19 protein-coding genes and 1 tRNA gene are annotated in these 15,270 nt (G+C 72.0%); 11 read left to right on the top strand and 9 right to left on the bottom strand.

Translation table 11 applies throughout. The features are described from left to right. The first annotated feature begins 76 nt into the window (after positions 1-76). The 6 genes from G3576_RS14835 to G3576_RS14860 all read left to right on the top strand — a co-directional run bounded on the left by G3576_RS14835 (position 77) and on the right by G3576_RS14860 (position 4,771). The gene (locus G3576_RS14835; protein ID WP_164695191.1) at positions 77-901 is read left to right on the top strand and encodes a CoA transferase subunit A; all 825 of its coding nucleotides are present in this window, start codon (positions 77-79) and stop codon (positions 899-901) included. Next, positions 898-1,647 carry a CoA-transferase gene (locus G3576_RS14840; protein WP_164695192.1) on the top strand — a complete coding sequence of 250 codons (750 nt, stop codon included), beginning with the start codon at positions 898-900 and terminating at the stop codon, positions 1,645-1,647. Before G3576_RS14835 ends, G3576_RS14840 begins: the two co-directional genes overlap by 4 nt. After that, positions 1,644-2,879, top strand: a complete 1,236-nt coding sequence (locus tag G3576_RS14845; protein WP_164695193.1) for a CaiB/BaiF CoA transferase family protein — start codon at positions 1,644-1,646, stop codon at positions 2,877-2,879. The genes G3576_RS14840 and G3576_RS14845 overlap by 4 nt, the downstream gene beginning before the upstream one ends. Beyond that, positions 2,876-3,403, top strand: a complete 528-nt coding sequence (locus tag G3576_RS14850) for a hypothetical protein (RefSeq protein ID WP_164695194.1) — start codon at positions 2,876-2,878, stop codon at positions 3,401-3,403. The genes G3576_RS14845 and G3576_RS14850 overlap by 4 nt, the downstream gene beginning before the upstream one ends. A gap of 214 nt (positions 3,404-3,617) precedes the next feature. Continuing rightward, positions 3,618-3,800, top strand: a complete 183-nt coding sequence (locus G3576_RS14855) for a hypothetical protein (RefSeq protein WP_164695195.1) — start codon at positions 3,618-3,620, stop codon at positions 3,798-3,800. 74 nt (positions 3,801-3,874) lie between these two features. Continuing rightward, the gene (locus G3576_RS14860) at positions 3,875-4,771 is read left to right on the top strand and encodes a DMT family transporter (protein ID WP_164695196.1); all 897 of its coding nucleotides are present in this window, start codon (positions 3,875-3,877) and stop codon (positions 4,769-4,771) included. Here G3576_RS14860 and G3576_RS14865 read toward each other — a convergent pair. The 6 genes from G3576_RS14865 to G3576_RS14890 form a co-directional block, all read right to left on the bottom strand. Next, on the bottom strand, positions 4,752-4,994 hold the full coding sequence (locus tag G3576_RS14865; protein ID WP_164695197.1) for a hypothetical protein: 243 nt from the start codon (positions 4,992-4,994) through the stop codon (positions 4,752-4,754). The two genes, G3576_RS14860 and G3576_RS14865, sit on opposite strands and share 20 nt — an antisense overlap. 107 nt (positions 4,995-5,101) lie before the next feature. Beyond that, positions 5,102-5,524, bottom strand: a complete 423-nt coding sequence (locus G3576_RS14870) for a protein-tyrosine phosphatase family protein (RefSeq protein WP_164695198.1) — start codon at positions 5,522-5,524, stop codon at positions 5,102-5,104. Positions 5,525-5,540: 16 nt separating this feature from the next. Beyond that, a complete protein-coding gene (locus G3576_RS14875) occupies positions 5,541-6,377 on the bottom strand; it encodes a cytochrome c (protein WP_207622825.1) in 837 nt (278 codons plus the stop codon). 84 nt (positions 6,378-6,461) lie between these two features. Then, entirely contained in the window at positions 6,462-6,746 is a 285-nt protein-coding gene (locus G3576_RS14880) for a DUF427 domain-containing protein (protein ID WP_164695199.1), read from the bottom strand. A 49-nt stretch (positions 6,747-6,795) separates the two neighbouring features. Then, a complete protein-coding gene (locus G3576_RS14885; protein WP_164695200.1) occupies positions 6,796-7,698 on the bottom strand; it encodes a CDP-alcohol phosphatidyltransferase family protein in 903 nt (300 codons plus the stop codon). Next, complete coding sequence (locus tag G3576_RS14890) at positions 7,695-8,387, bottom strand: phosphatidylserine decarboxylase (protein WP_164695201.1); 693 nt, start codon at positions 8,385-8,387, stop codon at positions 7,695-7,697. Before G3576_RS14890 ends, G3576_RS14885 begins: the two co-directional genes overlap by 4 nt. Before the next feature lie 45 nt (positions 8,388-8,432). On the opposite strand from G3576_RS14890, the gene G3576_RS14895 reads away from it, so the two are divergent. Then, positions 8,433-8,888: a hypothetical protein gene (locus tag G3576_RS14895; RefSeq protein ID WP_164695202.1), complete on the top strand. Its 456-nt coding sequence runs from the start codon at positions 8,433-8,435 to the stop codon at positions 8,886-8,888. On the opposite strand, the gene G3576_RS14900 is transcribed toward G3576_RS14895, so the two are convergent. Together G3576_RS14900 and G3576_RS14905 are read right to left on the bottom strand one after the other, a co-directional pair. Beyond that, a complete protein-coding gene (locus G3576_RS14900; protein ID WP_164695203.1) occupies positions 8,792-10,690 on the bottom strand; it encodes a LysM peptidoglycan-binding domain-containing protein in 1,899 nt (632 codons plus the stop codon). The genes G3576_RS14895 and G3576_RS14900 overlap by 97 nt on opposite strands. 111 nt (positions 10,691-10,801) lie before the next feature. After that, positions 10,802-11,581, bottom strand: a complete 780-nt coding sequence (locus tag G3576_RS14905; RefSeq protein WP_164695204.1) for a hypothetical protein — start codon at positions 11,579-11,581, stop codon at positions 10,802-10,804. A 127-nt stretch (positions 11,582-11,708) separates the two neighbouring features. On the opposite strand from G3576_RS14905, the gene G3576_RS14910 reads away from it, so the two are divergent. Beyond that, positions 11,709-12,458 (top strand): cytochrome b/b6 domain-containing protein, encoded by a 750-nt coding sequence (locus G3576_RS14910; RefSeq protein ID WP_164695205.1) that lies wholly within the window; start codon positions 11,709-11,711, stop codon positions 12,456-12,458. 61 nt (positions 12,459-12,519) lie between these two features. Here G3576_RS14910 and G3576_RS14915 read toward each other — a convergent pair whose 3' ends face one another. Further along, positions 12,520-12,963, bottom strand: a complete 444-nt coding sequence (locus tag G3576_RS14915) for a cytochrome c (RefSeq protein WP_164695206.1) — start codon at positions 12,961-12,963, stop codon at positions 12,520-12,522. Between the two features lie 204 nt (positions 12,964-13,167). Between G3576_RS14915 and G3576_RS14920 the strand changes: the two genes are divergently transcribed. The 3 genes from G3576_RS14920 (at position 13,168) to G3576_RS14930 (ending at position 15,225) form a co-directional block, all read left to right on the top strand. Beyond that, a tRNA-Pro gene (locus G3576_RS14920) sits at positions 13,168-13,244 on the top strand. A 218-nt stretch (positions 13,245-13,462) separates the two neighbouring features. Beyond that, positions 13,463-14,254: a TorF family putative porin gene (locus G3576_RS14925; RefSeq protein ID WP_164695207.1), complete on the top strand. Its 792-nt coding sequence runs from the start codon at positions 13,463-13,465 to the stop codon at positions 14,252-14,254. A 173-nt stretch (positions 14,255-14,427) separates the two neighbouring features. Continuing rightward, positions 14,428-15,225, top strand: coding sequence for a TorF family putative porin (locus tag G3576_RS14930; protein WP_164695208.1), 798 nt, complete (start codon positions 14,428-14,430; stop codon positions 15,223-15,225). Positions 15,226-15,270 lie beyond the last annotated feature (45 nt).

Below are 15,270 nucleotides of genomic sequence, written 5' to 3' on the forward strand. Positions count from 1 at the left end.
GCACGGCCGTGCCCGTCGGGTAGGTTGGCGGCTCGCCCCGAGGGGACTAGGTTCCGCGCCGGGAAGGAGCCTCCACATGACCCCCACCGTGGATAGCCTGGCCGCCAGCGTGCCCGATGGGGCGCTTGTCGCCCTGCCGCCGGATAATTCGCTGCCCTCGGTCGCCATGGCCCGGGCGCTGATCCGCCGCGGTGCCCGCAACCTCCGCCTGCTCGGCGTCCCCGTCTCCGGCTTCGCGACGGACCTGCTGGTCGGCGCCGGCTGCGTGGCGGAGATCGAGACCAGCGCGGTCAGCCTGGGCGAGGCCGGCTTCGCGCCCCGCTTCACCCAGGCGCTGAAGGCTGGTGCCATCACCGTGCGGGACGCGACCTGCCCCGCCATCCACACCATGCTCCAGGCGGCGGAGAAGGGCGTGCCCTTCATGCCGCTGCGGGGCCTGATCGGGTCCGACATCCTGGCCCATCGCCCGGACTGGATGGTGATCGACAATCCCTTCGCGGGGGGCGGGGACCCCATCGTCCTGCTGCCGGCCCGCCAGCCCGATGTCGCGCTGATTCATGGCGTGATGGCGGATGAGGCCGGCAATGTCTGGACGGGCCGCCGGCGGGAATTGGCGACACTCTCCCATGCCTCGAAGCGCGTGATCGCGACGGTGGAGCGCATGGTCCCCGGCGACATGCTGGAGGATGAACGCCTGGCCCCTGGCTGCATCAGCGGCACCTATATCGAGGCCGTGGCCGTCGCCGAGCGCGGCGCCTGGCCGGTCGCGCTGCTGGACGAATACGGGTTCGATGCGGCGCATGTCGCGGAATACGCGCGGATGGCGAAGACCGAGGCGGGCTTCCGCGAATACCTCGACCGCTACGTGTTCAACGTGAGCCAGGCGAAGGCAGCCGAATGAGCATCCAGCCGGAGGAACGCCTGGCCGCCGCGCTGGCGCGCCTGATCCTCGACCCCGCCGCGCCACCCGCCCGCCACATCGCGGTCGGCGCCGCTTCCCCCATCCCCGCCGCGGCCTGCTGGCTGGTGCGGAAGTCGGGGCATCCCGTGCGCCTCTCCCTGCTGCACAAGCGCTCGGGCAATCCCTTCACGGAGGGATCGCGGGAACTCTTCGACCTGACGGGGCAGGGGCGGATCGACCTGTTCTTCCTCGGCGGCGGGCAGATCGACGGCCAGGCGAACCTCAACCTGGTCGGCACCGGCGAATGGCCCGGCACAGGCGTCCGCTTCCCCGGCAGCTTCGGCTCCGCCTTCATGTATTTCATGACGCCGCGGACCATCCTGTTCCGGGAGGAGCATTCCGCCCGCGTCCTGGTCCCCCGCGTGGACAACATCTCCGCCCCCGGTGTCTCGGAGCCCGGCGTGTTCCGCCGCGGCACCGCCCAGGCGCTCGTCACCGGAAAGTGCGTCTTCACCTTCGATCCTGGTGCCGCGCGCTTCACCCTCGCCAGCCTGCACCCCGGCGAGACGGTGGAGAGCATCCGGGAGGCGACGGGCTTCGACTTCGACGCCCCCGCCGAGGTTCCGCAGACGCCGGACCCGACGCCGGATGAACTCGCGCTTCTCCGCGGCCCCGTCTGCGACGAGATGCTGGAAACCTACCCCGATTTCTGTGCCCGCGTTTTCTCGAGGAAGCTTGCCGCATGACGGATGCCGTCCCGACAACCGAAGGAAAGGGCCTGGCGAAATCCGCCGGCGCGCTCGCGGGCCTGAAGGTCATCGACCTCACCCGCGTCCTGGGTGGCCCCTACTGCACCATGATCCTCTCCGACCACGGGGCGGAGGTGGTGAAGATCGAGCCGCCCCAGGGCGACGAGGTCCGCGACTGGGGCCCCCCCTTCGTGGAGGGATCGGCCAGCTACTTCATCGGCGTGAACCGCAACAAGCGGTCGCTGGCGCTCGACCTCGGCAAGCCCGAGGGGCGCCAGGTCCTGATGCGCCTGCTGGAAGGCGCTGACGTGCTGATCGAGAACTACAAGCCCGGCGCCATGGAGAAATGGGGCATGGGCTACCAGGAGGTGCTGTCCAAGCGCTTCCCGAAGCTGGTGCATTGCCGCGTCTCCGGCTTCGGGCCGGACGGGCCGCTCGGCGCGCTGCCGGGCTATGACGCCGTGATCCAGGCGATGGTCGGCCTCATGTCCATCAACGGCAATGCCGATACCGGCCCGCTGCGCATGGGCACGCCCATCGTCGATCTCGCGACCGGCCTCTATTCCGCGATCGGCATCCTGATGGCGCTGCAGGAACGCAACCGCAGCGGGCAGGGACAGTTCCTCGACATGTCGCTGCATGATTGCGGCATGGCGCTGCTGCACCCCCAGGCCGCCAACTACTTCCTCAATGACCGCCGGCCCAAGGCGACCGGCAACCCGCACCCCAACATCAGCCCCTACTCGAAGTACCGGACCGCGACCTGCGAGGTCTTCCTGGCGGTCGGCAACGACCCCGCCTTCCGCAAGTTCTGCGACTTCCTGTCGCTGAAGGCGCTGCCCGACGACCCGCGCTTCCGCACCAATGGCGACCGCCTGACCAACCGCGACACGCTGACGGAAATCCTGGAAGCGCGGCTGGCGGCGGAGGACGGCCACGACCTCTGCGAGCGCCTGTTGAAGGCCGGCGTGCCGGCCGGGCCCGTCTTGCATGTGGACGAGGCGATGAATGCGGCCCATACCGCGCATCGCGAGATGGTGACGGAGCTCGGCGCCTATAAAGGCCTCGGCACCCCCATCAAGATGAGCCGCACGCCCGGCGGCACCCGTGCCGCCCCGCCGCGGTTCAACGAGCATGGTGACGACATCCTGGCCCGCCACGGCTTCACGGCGGATGAGGTGAGCGAGTTGAAAGCGAAGGGAATCGTGGTGGGCACGCGGCGTACATGAGCAAGGAACCACCGCGCAGCCTCCGCGCGATCGAGACGCCGGCGGAAATCGACCGCCTGCTGGCGCTCTGGGGCAAGGCCTTCGACGACAAGGCCATCCCCGCGCGCCAGCGGCCGCGGCTGAAGCCCATGGGCCCGGGCCGCCGCGACGGCTTCACGCAATGGGGCGCCAAGGTGGGCGGGATGGAGATGAACATCTCCCTCGAGGAAGTGACCCATAACCGCTGGCGCATCGACCACGGCAACCAGGGCGCGCTGGCGCTGCTGGATGGCCAGCCGGCGCTGCTGCGGCAATGGTATGTGAAGCGCGCCCCCGCCGATGCCTCCCTCTCCGCCAAGGAGATCGCGGAAGTGACGGAGGAAGCGCCCTTCTACGTCACCCCCGGCGTGCATCGCGGCACGCCCACGGAACGGCGGCTCTACCAGCTGGTGGCGATGCCGGAGGCCGATGTCGCGACCATCCGCGAGCAGACGGCGGCGGCCATCGCACGGCACGCGGCGGCGCTGGAGAAGTTCGGCTTCTGAGGGCGCGAAGGGGGAGCGCTGCTCCCCCTTGGACCCCCTCGCCAGGGTCGAAGGCGACCCTGGACCGCCGGGTTTTTGGCACTGGAATCAAATTGATGACGGTCCAGGAGGCTCTGCCTCCTGGCGGATGGGGTGCGGGGAAGGCAGCGCCTTCCCCGCATCGGGGGCCCGCCCTTCACCCCGCCTTCATCCCTGCCTGCGACCATGCTGTGTCATGGAAATCGTCAACGGCTATCCCTGCCGGGACTGCGCCGATGTCGCGCGCGCGGAGCGCGGCATCGATCCGGCGCGGCCGGAGCAGGGCCCGGCGCCGAAGCCGGCAGGGCAGGAACCCGGCTGGGTCGCTGGCGCCCGCGCCGCGGGGGTGCCGGAGCGGCTGCTCGACCTCTACGCCTGAGGGGGCAGACCCGCGCAACGGCCGGATGGCGCGGGTCCCCGGCATGCGCCACACCGCGACCCATGCCCGGTCCCATGACCCCCCGCCTCTGGGCGCTGCTGATCGCCCTCTCGCTGGCCTGGGGCACCTCCTTCCTCACCATGGCGGTCGCGCTGCGCGGCTTCCCGCCCTTCACCATCGTCCTGGCGCGCACCGCCATGGCGGCGCTGGTGCTGGGCCTGGCCTGCGTCGCGATGGGGCTGCGTCTGCCGCGGGGCCGCCAGGCCTGGACCACCTGCGCAGGCATGGGGCTGCTGAACAACGCCATCCCCTTCACCCTGATCGTCGCGGGGCTGCAATTCATCCCCTCCGGCCTCGCCGCCGTGGTGAATGCCGCGACGCCGGTCTTCGCGGTGCTCTGCGCCCATTGGCTGGCGGATGACGAAAGGCTGACGCCGAACCGCCTGGCCGGGGCGCTGACGGGCGTGCTCGGCGTCGGCATCCTGGTCGGGCCGGCCGCCTTCGACCTGACGCGAGGCGGGGAGGCGCTGGGCATCGCGCTCTGCCTGGGCGCCTGCCTCTCCTATGGATTGTCCGGCGTCTGGTCCCGCCGCGTGAAGCGCGTGGGGCTCGCGCCGCTGCCGGCGGCGACGGGGCAATGCGCGACGGCGGCGCTGCTGATGCTGCCGCTGGTCGTGCTGGTGGACCAACCCTGGGCACTGCCCGCCCCGCCGCTGGAGGCCGTGCTCGCGCTGCTGGCCCTCGGCCTGGTGGCGACGGCGCTGGCCTATGCGCTGTTCTTTGCGATCCTCGCCGGCGCGGGCGCCACCAACACCATGCTGGTGACCCTGCTCGTCCCCGTCTCCGCCCTGCTGCTGGGCTGGGCGGTGCTGGGGGAGGCGCTCTCCCCCCGCCAGGTCGCCGGCATGGTCGTGATCGGCGCCGGGCTGCTGCTGATCGATGGCAGGCTGGTCAGACGAGCGGCCGGATGAAGACGGCGTAGACGCCCACCGCCGTCACCACGCCACCCACCGCCATCGCGGCGATGAATCCCAGCGCCCGTCGCCAGCCCCGAAGCCCCCGCGTCGCCAGCCAGGCCAGGGGCACAGAGGCCCCCCACCAGGCGGCGACGAGGATGAAGAAGGGCCAGGAGGTATCGCGCGGCAGCAACTCGGGCGCCGGCCAGATCGCCAGCAGCAGCGGCTCCGTCGCCACCGCCAGCAGCGCGCCCGGCAGGCCGAGCAGCCCCAGCGCGCCGAGCGCCGAGAAGGCCGCGCCCGCCAGCGCCGAGACCAGCGCCGCCTGCCAGAGCGGGCGCCTCCTCAGGGTTTCTCGTCCTTGGGCCAGGTGAACCCCCGCGCCATGGCCTGCTGCTCCGCAGTTTCCGCGGCATGGGCCAGGTAATGCGCCCGGACATAGTCCAGCGGATCGCCCGGCACCCCCGCCGCCTTGGCGAGGCAGGCCATGAAGAGCCCCGTCCGCCCGATGCCCGCCCGGCAGCCGATATGCACGGGCCGGGCAGGGTCGGATTCCAGCTGCGCCAGCACGGTGCCCACCGCCGCCCGCAGCACCGCCGGGTCCGGCAGGCCGAAATCGGGCGTCGGCACCGCGACATCCGCGAGCCAGGCCTTCTCCGCCTGCATTTCCAGGCAGACGCCGAAGGCGCCGTCCGGGATGGCGTCGAAGGGGCCTCCGGTGATGGTCACGGGCTGTCCCGCGACCATCAGGGGCAGGGTGCCGCGCACTCTCAAGGCTGCGTCCTCAAGGTTGGGGCGGCAGGCTGCGGAGGTAGCTGACGAGGTCCGACAGCTCCTGCGGCGTCATGTTTCGGTAGGCCCAGAAGGCCATGGGCGGCGCCAGCGGTCGGCCGTTCTGCGACACGCCGGTCGTGATGGCGCGGATGATCTCGGCGTCCGTCCAGCCGCCGATACCATTGGCATGCGGCGTGATGTTGCGCGCGACGGAGACGCCCCAGGGGCCGCGGAATTCCATGCCGCCGCCGCCGATCCGGCTGAAGTCGTTCCGGCCATCCACCATCGGCGTGTGGCATTCCATGCAATGCGCGACCGCATTGGCCAGGTAGGCGCCGCGCGCCACCGGATTGTCCGCGGGGTCCGGCACGCTGGTGACGGGCGGGCCATAGGCCGGCGGCAGCGGGATGCGATAGACGCTGGCCTCCACCGCGTTGCGCACCGGCGCCACGGTGCGGAGATACGCCACCATCGCCGCGAGGTCGCGATCGGACAGGCCGCGATAGAGGCCGATCGGCATGGGCGGGCCGATGATGCGGCCGTCGGGGCGGATGCCCTCCCGGATCGCGCGCGCAATCTGCGCATCGGTCCAGCGGCCGATGCCCGTCTCCGGATCCTGGGTGATGTTGGAGGCGACGGCGCGGAAGGGCGGCTCGTCGAACACCGTGCCGCCGGCCAGGGTCTGGCCGGCCACCGGACCCTGCGGCCCCATGGGCGTATGGCAGTTCCCGCAGGCGCCCGTGACTTCGACCAGGTGCTTGCCCCGCGCCAGCAGCGCGGCGTCCTGCGCCAAGGCAGGCAGGCTGAAGCACAGCGCGGCCAGCGCCGCGCCCATCAGACGTTTCATGATGGAAATCTCCCCGTTCCTTCCCCGGCGGCGACAGCCTGCCGCAGGGGGAAGGTCAGGGCAATGCAACGGTTTGCAGGACGATCAGTCGGAGACCGTCACGCCGCGCCAGAAGGCAATCCGATCACGGATGTTTGCGGCCGCCGGCTTCGGGTCCGGGTAGTACCAGGCGGCGGCGGCATTGGTTGCGCCATCGACGACGATGTCGTGGTAGCGCGCCGTGCCCTTCCAGCCACAGACCGTGGTCTGGCTGCTGTCGCGCAGGAATTCCGGCTTCACCGCTGCGCGGGGGAAGTAGAGGTTGCCTTCCACCCGTTCCACCGCGTCGCTTTCCGCGATCACCGCGCCGTTCCAGACCGCCTTCGCCATCCGCCTGCCCTCCGCCATCAGGCGGCAGGTGGCGCGGCGGGCGCCGGCATCAAGGCCGGCCGTTGGCGGGCTCTGGCACCTGCTCGATCAGCGCCTCGGCCTCCTGCTTCAGGGTCAGGTAGGATTTGAGGGAGAAGGGCAGCATGCCGAGATAGATGATCCCGCCCGCCGCCAGCGCCGCCCAGGGCTCCGCCACCAGCATCGCGACATAGAGCCCGACGCCCAGCAGCAGCGGCAGGATGGCCGCGCGCGGCACCCGGAAATTCTTGAAGGACCAGGTCGGCAGGGTGGAGACCATCAGCCCGCCCACCGTCACCAGCACGATGCCCACCAGGATCGGGTGGCGCACCACCGATGCCGTGCCCTCCCACCCCCATTCGCCAAGCGCGAGCCCGGCAAAGAGCGGGAACAGCGCGCAGCCAGCCCCGGCCGGCGCCGGCACGCCGGTGAAGAAGTTGTAGGAATAGGCCGGCTTCGGCGCCGGCCCGATGTCGAGCGAGGCATTGAAGCGGGCGAGGCGGAGGGAGGAGCAGACCGCGAACATCAGGCAGGGCACGAAGCCCAGCGGCCCGACCGCCTGCATGGACCAGAGGTAGAGCACCAGCGCCGGCGCCACGCCGAAGCTCAGGAAATCCGCCAGGCTGTCGAATTCCGCGCCGAAGCGCGACGTGGCCTTCAGCAGCCGCGCAAGCCGCCCGTCCAGCCCGTCGATCACCGCGGCGACGACGATCATCCCCGCCGCCGGCGCCCAGCGCCCGTCGATCGCGAAGCGGATCGCGACCAGCCCGGCGCAGAGCCCGAGCATGGTCAGGATGTTCGGGATCAGCCGGTTGAAGGACTGGCCATCGAAGCGCGGCCGCGTCCGTGGCCGGAAGCGCCGGCGGAACCGGTGCAGCGGCTGCGGTCGGCGGGGCGTGCCCTGGTTACCGGAACCGGGGCCAGTGTCGCTCATGCGCGCGTTCCCGTCGTGGCGTTGAGATCGGCCACCACCGTCTCACCACCGATCATGAGCTGGCCCACGGCGACCAGCGGCCTGACGCCTTCCGGCAGGTAGACATCGGTGCGGCTGCCGAAGCGGATGATCCCGAAGCGGTCGCCGGCCGTCACCTGGTCCAACTCCCGGACATGGCAAAGGATGCGTCGCGCGATCAGCCCGGCGATCTGCACCACCGCGACATCGCGCCCATCCGGCATGCGGATGGCCAGCGCGTTGCGCTCGTTGTCGTCGCTCGCCTTGTCCAGGCTGGCATTGAGGAAGGCGCCGTGGCGGTAGGCGATGCGCGTCACGACGCCATCGACCGGCACGCGGTTCACATGCACGTCGAGCACCGAGAGGAAGATGCAGACACGCCAGCGCGGCACGTCGCCAAGCCCGAGCTCGGCCGGCGGCACGGCGGGCCCCACCATGACGACGCGCCCATCGGCGGGCGCGATCACCACCCCGGGCCGGGGCGGCGGTACGCGCTCCGGGTCGCGGAAGAAGTAGAGGCAGAACAGCGTGAAGGCGACGCCGGGCCAGAACAGCCACTTGCCGAGGATCAACCCCCCCAGCACGGCCACGGCGACGCCGCCATAGATGAAGGGTCGCCCCGCCGGATGCGGCTTGGCGAGGACGAGGCGGAAGCTGGAGATCAGGCTCATGCGGGCGCTTATGGTCCGTTCACTCTATCCGGACAACATAGGGCCATGGCACACCTCACGCACGGTCCTTTCCTTGTCGCCGAGGACGGGTCGCTCACCCCCCATCGCCAGCCCGCGATGCGCTTCGAATGGCGCGGCCGCGACTGCGAGGCGACCTTCGATGACGGCCAGGTCAGCCTGACCGTCCAGGCCGGCGCCATCCCCTATACCGCGGAGCGGGCGGAGGTCCGCCCCGGCGCCTTCGCGGCGCTGGGGGAGCTTGCGCCGGAATTGCCGGAGGGCTGGCGGCTGAAGCTGCTGCCGGACCATCGCGTGAGGCTGGAGGCGGCCCTGCCGCGGCAGGGCGACGTGACGGCGACGGCGCTGGTGCGGGCGATGGTGGCCTTCGCCCTCGCGCTCGATCCCTATCTGGACCGGCTAGAATCCGCCGGCCTCGATGCCGGCCGGGCCGCTGGCCTGGGCGCCGGGGGCGGGGGTGGCGGCGGCAGGGTGAAGACCTGACCCGGCCAGATCATGTTCGGGTTGCGGATCTGGTCGCGGTTGGCTTCGTAGATGATGGTGTAGAGCACGCCGCGCCCATAGGCCGCGCGCGCCAGGCGCCACAGGCTGTTGCCGGGCTGCACGATGACGCGGCCCTCGGGGATCTCGCCCTGCGGCACGCTTTCCCGCTGGAAGGGCAGTTCGACCCGCGCGGAGACCGCGCCATTCGCCGCCAGCTGGTCCACCCGCACGCGGTGCCGGCCGATGGCGGGCGCCGTCGGGGGCGACAATTCCCAGCGCCCCTGCTCATCCGCCCGCGAATCGCCGGCATGGACGCCGTTGACATAGATGCGCACCGGCGCGCCGGGCGTGGCGCTGCCGGAGAAGCGGATGCTGCCGGTGTCGTCGTAATCCACCAGATCGAGACCGAGGCCCCGGCGTGCGGGCCCGGTCGGCGTCTGCAGGATGCGCGGCGTGGCGTTGGGGGCGCCCGGCACCAGCACCACCATCGGCGGCTGCGGCGCCGGCGGCGGCGCGGCCTGGGCGGTCTGGCGGCGCGCAGCCTCCGCGGCGCGCGCGGCTTCCGCCTGGCGGGCGGCGGCGGCGCGCGCCTCCTCGGCCTGGCGCGCGACCTCCGCCTGGCGGGACTGCTCGGCGCGGCGATTGGCCTCGGCGCGCGCGGCAGCCTCGGCATCGGCGCGCGCCAGGGTCTGCTGGCGGATCGCGACCTCCGCCGCGCGGGCGGCGGCCTCGGCGGCGCGGGCGGAAACCTCCGCGGCGCGGGCACTGGCCTCCGCGGCGCGGGAAGCGCTTTCGGCGACGCGCATCGCCGCATCGACGCGGGCATCGGCCTCGGCACGGGCCGCGACTTCGGCACGGGCGGCCGCGGCCGCGCGTTGAGCGGCCTCCGCGGCACGGGCCTGCGCCTCGGCTTCCTCGCGGGCCTGCGCCTGGAGGCGGGCGGCTTCCTCGGCGGCGCGCGCTTCGGCGGCCAGGCGGGCGGCCTGTTCGGCGGCGCGGGCCTCGGCCGCGGCGCGTTCCTCTGCCTGCCGGCGCGCGGCGGCCTCGGCGCGGGAACGTTCATCGGCCGCGCGGGCCGCCGCGGCGGCCTCGCGCTCCGCTTCCTGGCGCGCCAGCGCCTCGGCCCGGGCGGCGGCTTCGGCGCGCGCGGTGGCCTCGGCGCGTTGCGCAGCCTCCCGCGCCTCGCGCTCCGCCTGCAGGGCGGCCTGGCGGGCCATCTCCTCCAACCGCGCCAGCGCCGCGGCGCGTTCCTCCGCCTGGCGGCGGGCCTCGGCCTCGGCGCGGGCGGTCGCCTCGGCGCGTTCCTGCGCCTCGCGCGCCTCGCGCTCCGCCACCACGGCGGGGTCGGGCACGACGACGACGACGACGTCGGGACCCGCGATCTCCGCGCCGCCCTGGCGGCCGCGCAGGCTGAACTGGCGGGTGCCCGGGCGCAGCGGGTCGGCGGGCAGGATCACCCATTCACCGCGGGCATCGGCACGGGTGCGGCCGATCTCCCGCTCATCCTCCAGCAGCAGCACCTCGGACCCCGGCGCGGCGCGGCCGGCGACCACCACATTGCCGCGTGCGCCGACCCGCGCCACGTCGAATCGCGGCGGCTCCAGCGCGGCCACGGCAGGCGGTGACGCGGGGGCGGGCGGGGGCGGGAGGCTGGCCTGGGGCGGGGGCGCGGGGGTGGCCGGCGGCGGCACCAGGACCGGCCGCGTTTCCGGCGGCGCCGGGGGGCGCGGAGTCGCCACCCGCATCGGCTCCTGCGATGCGAACTCGCTGGCGACGTAAGCGGCCAGGCCACCAGCGGCCATGGCCACGATCAACAGGACACGCCCGCTGGGCTTCATGTCTTCGTAACTAGAGCGTGAAGTCGCGTCGGCACAAGGGCCTATGAGGCGCAACCATCATTTCGCTGCAACTGGTCAACGCAAAAGCCACACCCCCCCAAGGCAGCCGAGCGCCGCCAGTCCCGCCGAGACGGGGGATGGCATCCTGAGGAATGGCAGCAGCCCCGCCAGCGCCCCTGCCCAGAGCACCGAGGCCGGCGCCGCCGCCACCAGCCAATCGGCCGGCGCGCCCCGCGCCAGTACCGGCAGCGCGGCCAGCGCCGCCATGCCGGCCGCGAGCGGCATTGCCGCCGCGGGCGATCCACGCCCGGCCTGTCCACCCGCCAGGGCGCCCAGCGCCGCCCCGGCCGCGGCCACGCCCAGCACCACCGCCGGGCCCGGCAGCCGCGCCAGCACCAGCGCCGCCAGAAGGGCGAGCGCCGCGGCCGGGGCGGACCAGGCGGCAGGGCGACGCAGCAGCAGCGCCGCCAGCGCGGCCACGCCGAGAAGAGCAGGCAGCGCGGCCAGCGCATCCGCCACGGTCCGTGGTGCGCCCCCCATCCACCATCCCGTCGCCAGCACGCCCATCCCCGCCGCGGCAGGGGCGACCCAGCGCCCGCGCCGCGCCGCCATGCCGCCCAGCGCGGCCAGCAGCAGCAGCGCCGCCGCCAGCAGCGGCAGCCGTTCCGGCAATTGGCGGGGGGAGGCGGTCACCAGACCCATGGTCCACCACCACCCCGCCAGCAGCCCGGCCGCCGCCGCCAGCGCCGCGAGCACCGGCCGCCGCGCCACGCGCCCGCCCAGCGCGATGGCCGCCGATACCGCCAGCGCGACGAGTCCCGGCACGAATCCCGGCCAGACGATCCATCCATCCATGCCGCCTTCCTGCCGCCATCCACCGCCCGGGCGCAATCGGCGATGGGCGCGCCCGTCACGCAACGAAACTTGCGGGGGGCGCCCCGGCGCGGCCTAATCCCGCGGACAACGACACCGGGCTTTTGGCATGGCGGATACGACACCACGGGGCAGGGCCTATTCCGGGCCGGGGACGGGGCCGGGCACGCGGCGCCTCAAGGTCTGGGACCCCTGGGTGCGCCTGGTGCACTGGTCGATCGTGCTGCTGATCCCGTTCTCCTTCTGGACGGCCAAGACGGATCGCTGGGACCTGCACCTGCTGGCGGGCTACACGATGCTGACGCTGATCGTCTTCCGCATCGCCTGGGGGCTCGTGGGATCCCACACCGCGCGGTTCCGGAACTTCCTCAAGTCACCGCTGGAGGCGCTGCGCCACCTCGGCCATCTGCGCCAGCGGCCGGTCGGCGTGGAGATCGGCCACAATGCGGCCGGCGGCTGGATGGTGCTGGTGCTGCTGCTGCTGCTGCTGACCCAGGCGGGCACCGGGCTCTTCGCCAACCACGATCCCGGCTTCACCTATTCGCAGCATGGCCCGCTCTCGATGCTGGTCAGCGAGGCGGACAGCGAATGGGCCACCAGCATCCATCTCAGGCTGTTCTGGGTGATCGTCGCCGCGGCGGTGCTGCACATCCTGGCGATCATCGCCTACCGCGTTCTGCGCGGGCAGAACCTGGTGGGGCCGATGGTGACGGGGGATCTCAAGATCCCGGTGCTCTACAGCGGCCCGCAGCCGAAGATGGGGCATCCGCTGCTGGCGCTCGCGCTGCTGGCGGCGGCGGCGGGGCTGGTCTGGTATGTGGTGGGGCTGGGGGCCGGTGCCGTGGGCGGCTTCGGCTGACAGGCTCCGACGCCTCATCTGGCCGCGCGCCCGCACGGCCAGAGTGAGGCGTTTCGGGCCTTCAGCGGGCGCGGAAGGGCTGGTGGCAGGCGCCGCAGGTGCCGCCCACCGTCCGCAGCGTATCCGCGGTGACGGTGCCGGCTTCCGCGGCCGTCTTGAGCGTGGCGAAGGCGGCCGCGGCGGCGCTGGCGCGCGTCGCGAAGGTGGCGCGGTCCGCATCGATGGCGGCGAGCGCGCGGGTCTGGCCCTCATTCGTGCCCTGCGGCTGCGGCGGCGTCAGGGATGCGGCCGGCACGCGGTTCGGGAGGCTGTTGATGAAGGCCGTCATCTGGTCGACCCGCGGCGCCAGGGCACGGGTATCGCCGCGCTGGTTCACCGCCTGGGTGAAGGCCTCCATCGTCTGGCCGAGCATGCGGAAGCCGGCCCGGCGTTCCGCGATGACATCGCCCTGCGCGAAGGCCGGCGCCGCCGTCCCCACCGCCAGCACGACGCCGGCCACAAGCATCCAAGAACGCATCCGTCCATCCCTTCCGGTATCGGAGGGCTGGAAGGCTGGCAGCATCGAAGTGCCGGCGCAACGGTCAGGCGCCCTTGTCGCATTTCGTAGCATTCGGGCCCGGCTGCGCCGGTGGCCTGACCGCCGGCGGGGATACCCCCCCTTGTCGGGCCCTGGGGGCTTCGCTATAGCGCCCACCTCGCCGCGCCCCACCGGAGTGTAGCTCAGCCTGGTAGAGCACTGTGTTCGGGACGCAGGGGCCGGAGGTTCGAATCCTCTCACTCCGACCATCAAGGCCGCGGCGCCGAAGCCCCGCCAGACTGACGTCTGGCGGGGTTTTTCGTGCCGATGCCCAGAAGCTGGGCAATCCGCTGCGGATGTGACGATTGTGCGATGCATCGGTGCAACTATGCGGCATGAATTCAACACAACGTTGAACTTTGCCCCTCGCGCGATCGTGTGGTGCTGCTAATGGAACCGGGACCGATCCCCTTCGAGGAGCCTCCCGATGGCCCGTAACCTCATCCTGGCCGCCACGGCGCTCTGCGGCGGCATCCTGCTGGCGCCCCAGGCCGGCACCGCCCAGACCACGATCGACAGCATCGGCGTGACGGTCACCACGACCCCCGCCATCACCAGCGACTACCTGTTCCGCGGCCTCAGCCAGACGCGTGGCCGCCCCGCCGCGCAGCTGACGCTGGATGCCGAGCACAGCAGCGGCGTCTATGTCGGCGCCTTCGTCAGCAATGTGGCTTTCGCCGGCACCAATGCCCGGAGCGAGGTCGACTACAGCGCGGGCTACCGCTTCGCGCTCGGCGACCTCAAGCTCGACCTGGGCGGCACCTACTACAGCTACCCCGGCTACACCGCCCCGCGCGGCGGCTTCGAGCTGAATTTTTACGAGCTCGCCTTGCGCGCGAGCTACGAGATCGCCCCGGTGAAGTTCGTCGGCCTCGCCGCCTGGTCGCCCAACTTCACGGGCGAATCCGGCAGCGCCGTCTACCTCGAGGGCGGCTTCGACATGGCGCTCGACTACGGCTTCACCATCTCGCCGCGCCTCGGCTACCAGATGGTGGAGCGCAACATCGTCCCCGCCGCCGGCAGCCGGGACGGCTATTTCGGGGCGCCCGACTACTACACCCTGTCGCTGGCCGTCTCCCGCGAGATCTTCGGCGGCTTCATCGGCACCGGCATGGTGGTGTGGAACAGCATGACGCACTCCAGCGGCCGGTCCGACTGCTTCGGCGGCAGCAAGACCTGCGACAGCCGGGCGATCGTGACGCTCAGCCGTCCCTTCTGATCCGCGGCCCTTCTTCGGAGCGTGGCAGGCGGCGTCCCCCGGGGGGCGCCGCCTTTTTCATGGGGTTGTGGACTGATTCGAGCACGAAATCTTGAGGAAGGGTGCGCGGACCTTGTCGTGGCGCCAGGTTTGCAAGGCCTGCTGCAGTGCAACCGCAGAAGGCGCTCCGTCCGATGCTCCGCGTCTCCCTCCTCGCCGCGACCGCCCTGTTCGGCGGCATCGTGCTTGCCCCCCAGGCATCCCAGGCCCAACAGGCCATCGACAGCCTCGGCCTGACGGTCACCACCACGCCGGCCATCACCAGCGACTACCTGTTCCGCGGCCTGAGCCAGACCCGGAACCGCCCCGCGGCACAGCTCACCCTCGATGTCGAGCATGCGAGCGGCGTCTATGTCGGCGCCTTCCTCAGCAACGTCGCCTTCGCCGGCACCAATGCACGGCAGGAACTCGACCTGCTCGCCGGCTACCGCTTCGCGATCGGCGACCTGAAGCTCGACCTCGGCGCCACCTACTACGCCTATCCCGGCTATTCCGCGGCGCCTGGCGGCTTCGACCTCGATTTCTACGAATTCGCCCTGCGCGCGAGCTACGAGATCGCGCCGATGAAGTTCGTGGCCACCGCGGCCTGGTCGCCGCAATTCACCGGCGAATCCGGCGCCGCCTACTACCTGGAAGGCGGCTTCGACATGGCGCTGGACTACGGTTTCACCGTCTCGCCGCGCGTCGGCTACCAATGGGTGGAGCGCAACATCGTTCCCGCCGGCGGCAGCCGCGACGGCTATTTCGGCGCCATCGACTACGGGTACTTCTCGCTCTCCGTGTCGCGGGAGATCGTGGGCGGCATCATCGGCACCGTGACCGGCGTCTACAACACGCTGTCGACGGAGCGGAATGGCGTCGCCAGCGACTGCTTCGGAGGCTCCAAGGTCTGCGACAACCGCTTCACCCTGACGCTCAGCCGCCCCTTCTGAGGCCGGGACCATGGGCCGGCGCGCGGCAGCGCGCCGGTTCGCTAC

Origin of the sequence: Falsiroseomonas algicola (genome assembly GCF_011040385.1) — a bacterium.
GTDB lineage: Bacteria > Pseudomonadota > Alphaproteobacteria > Acetobacterales > Acetobacteraceae > Falsiroseomonas > Falsiroseomonas algicola.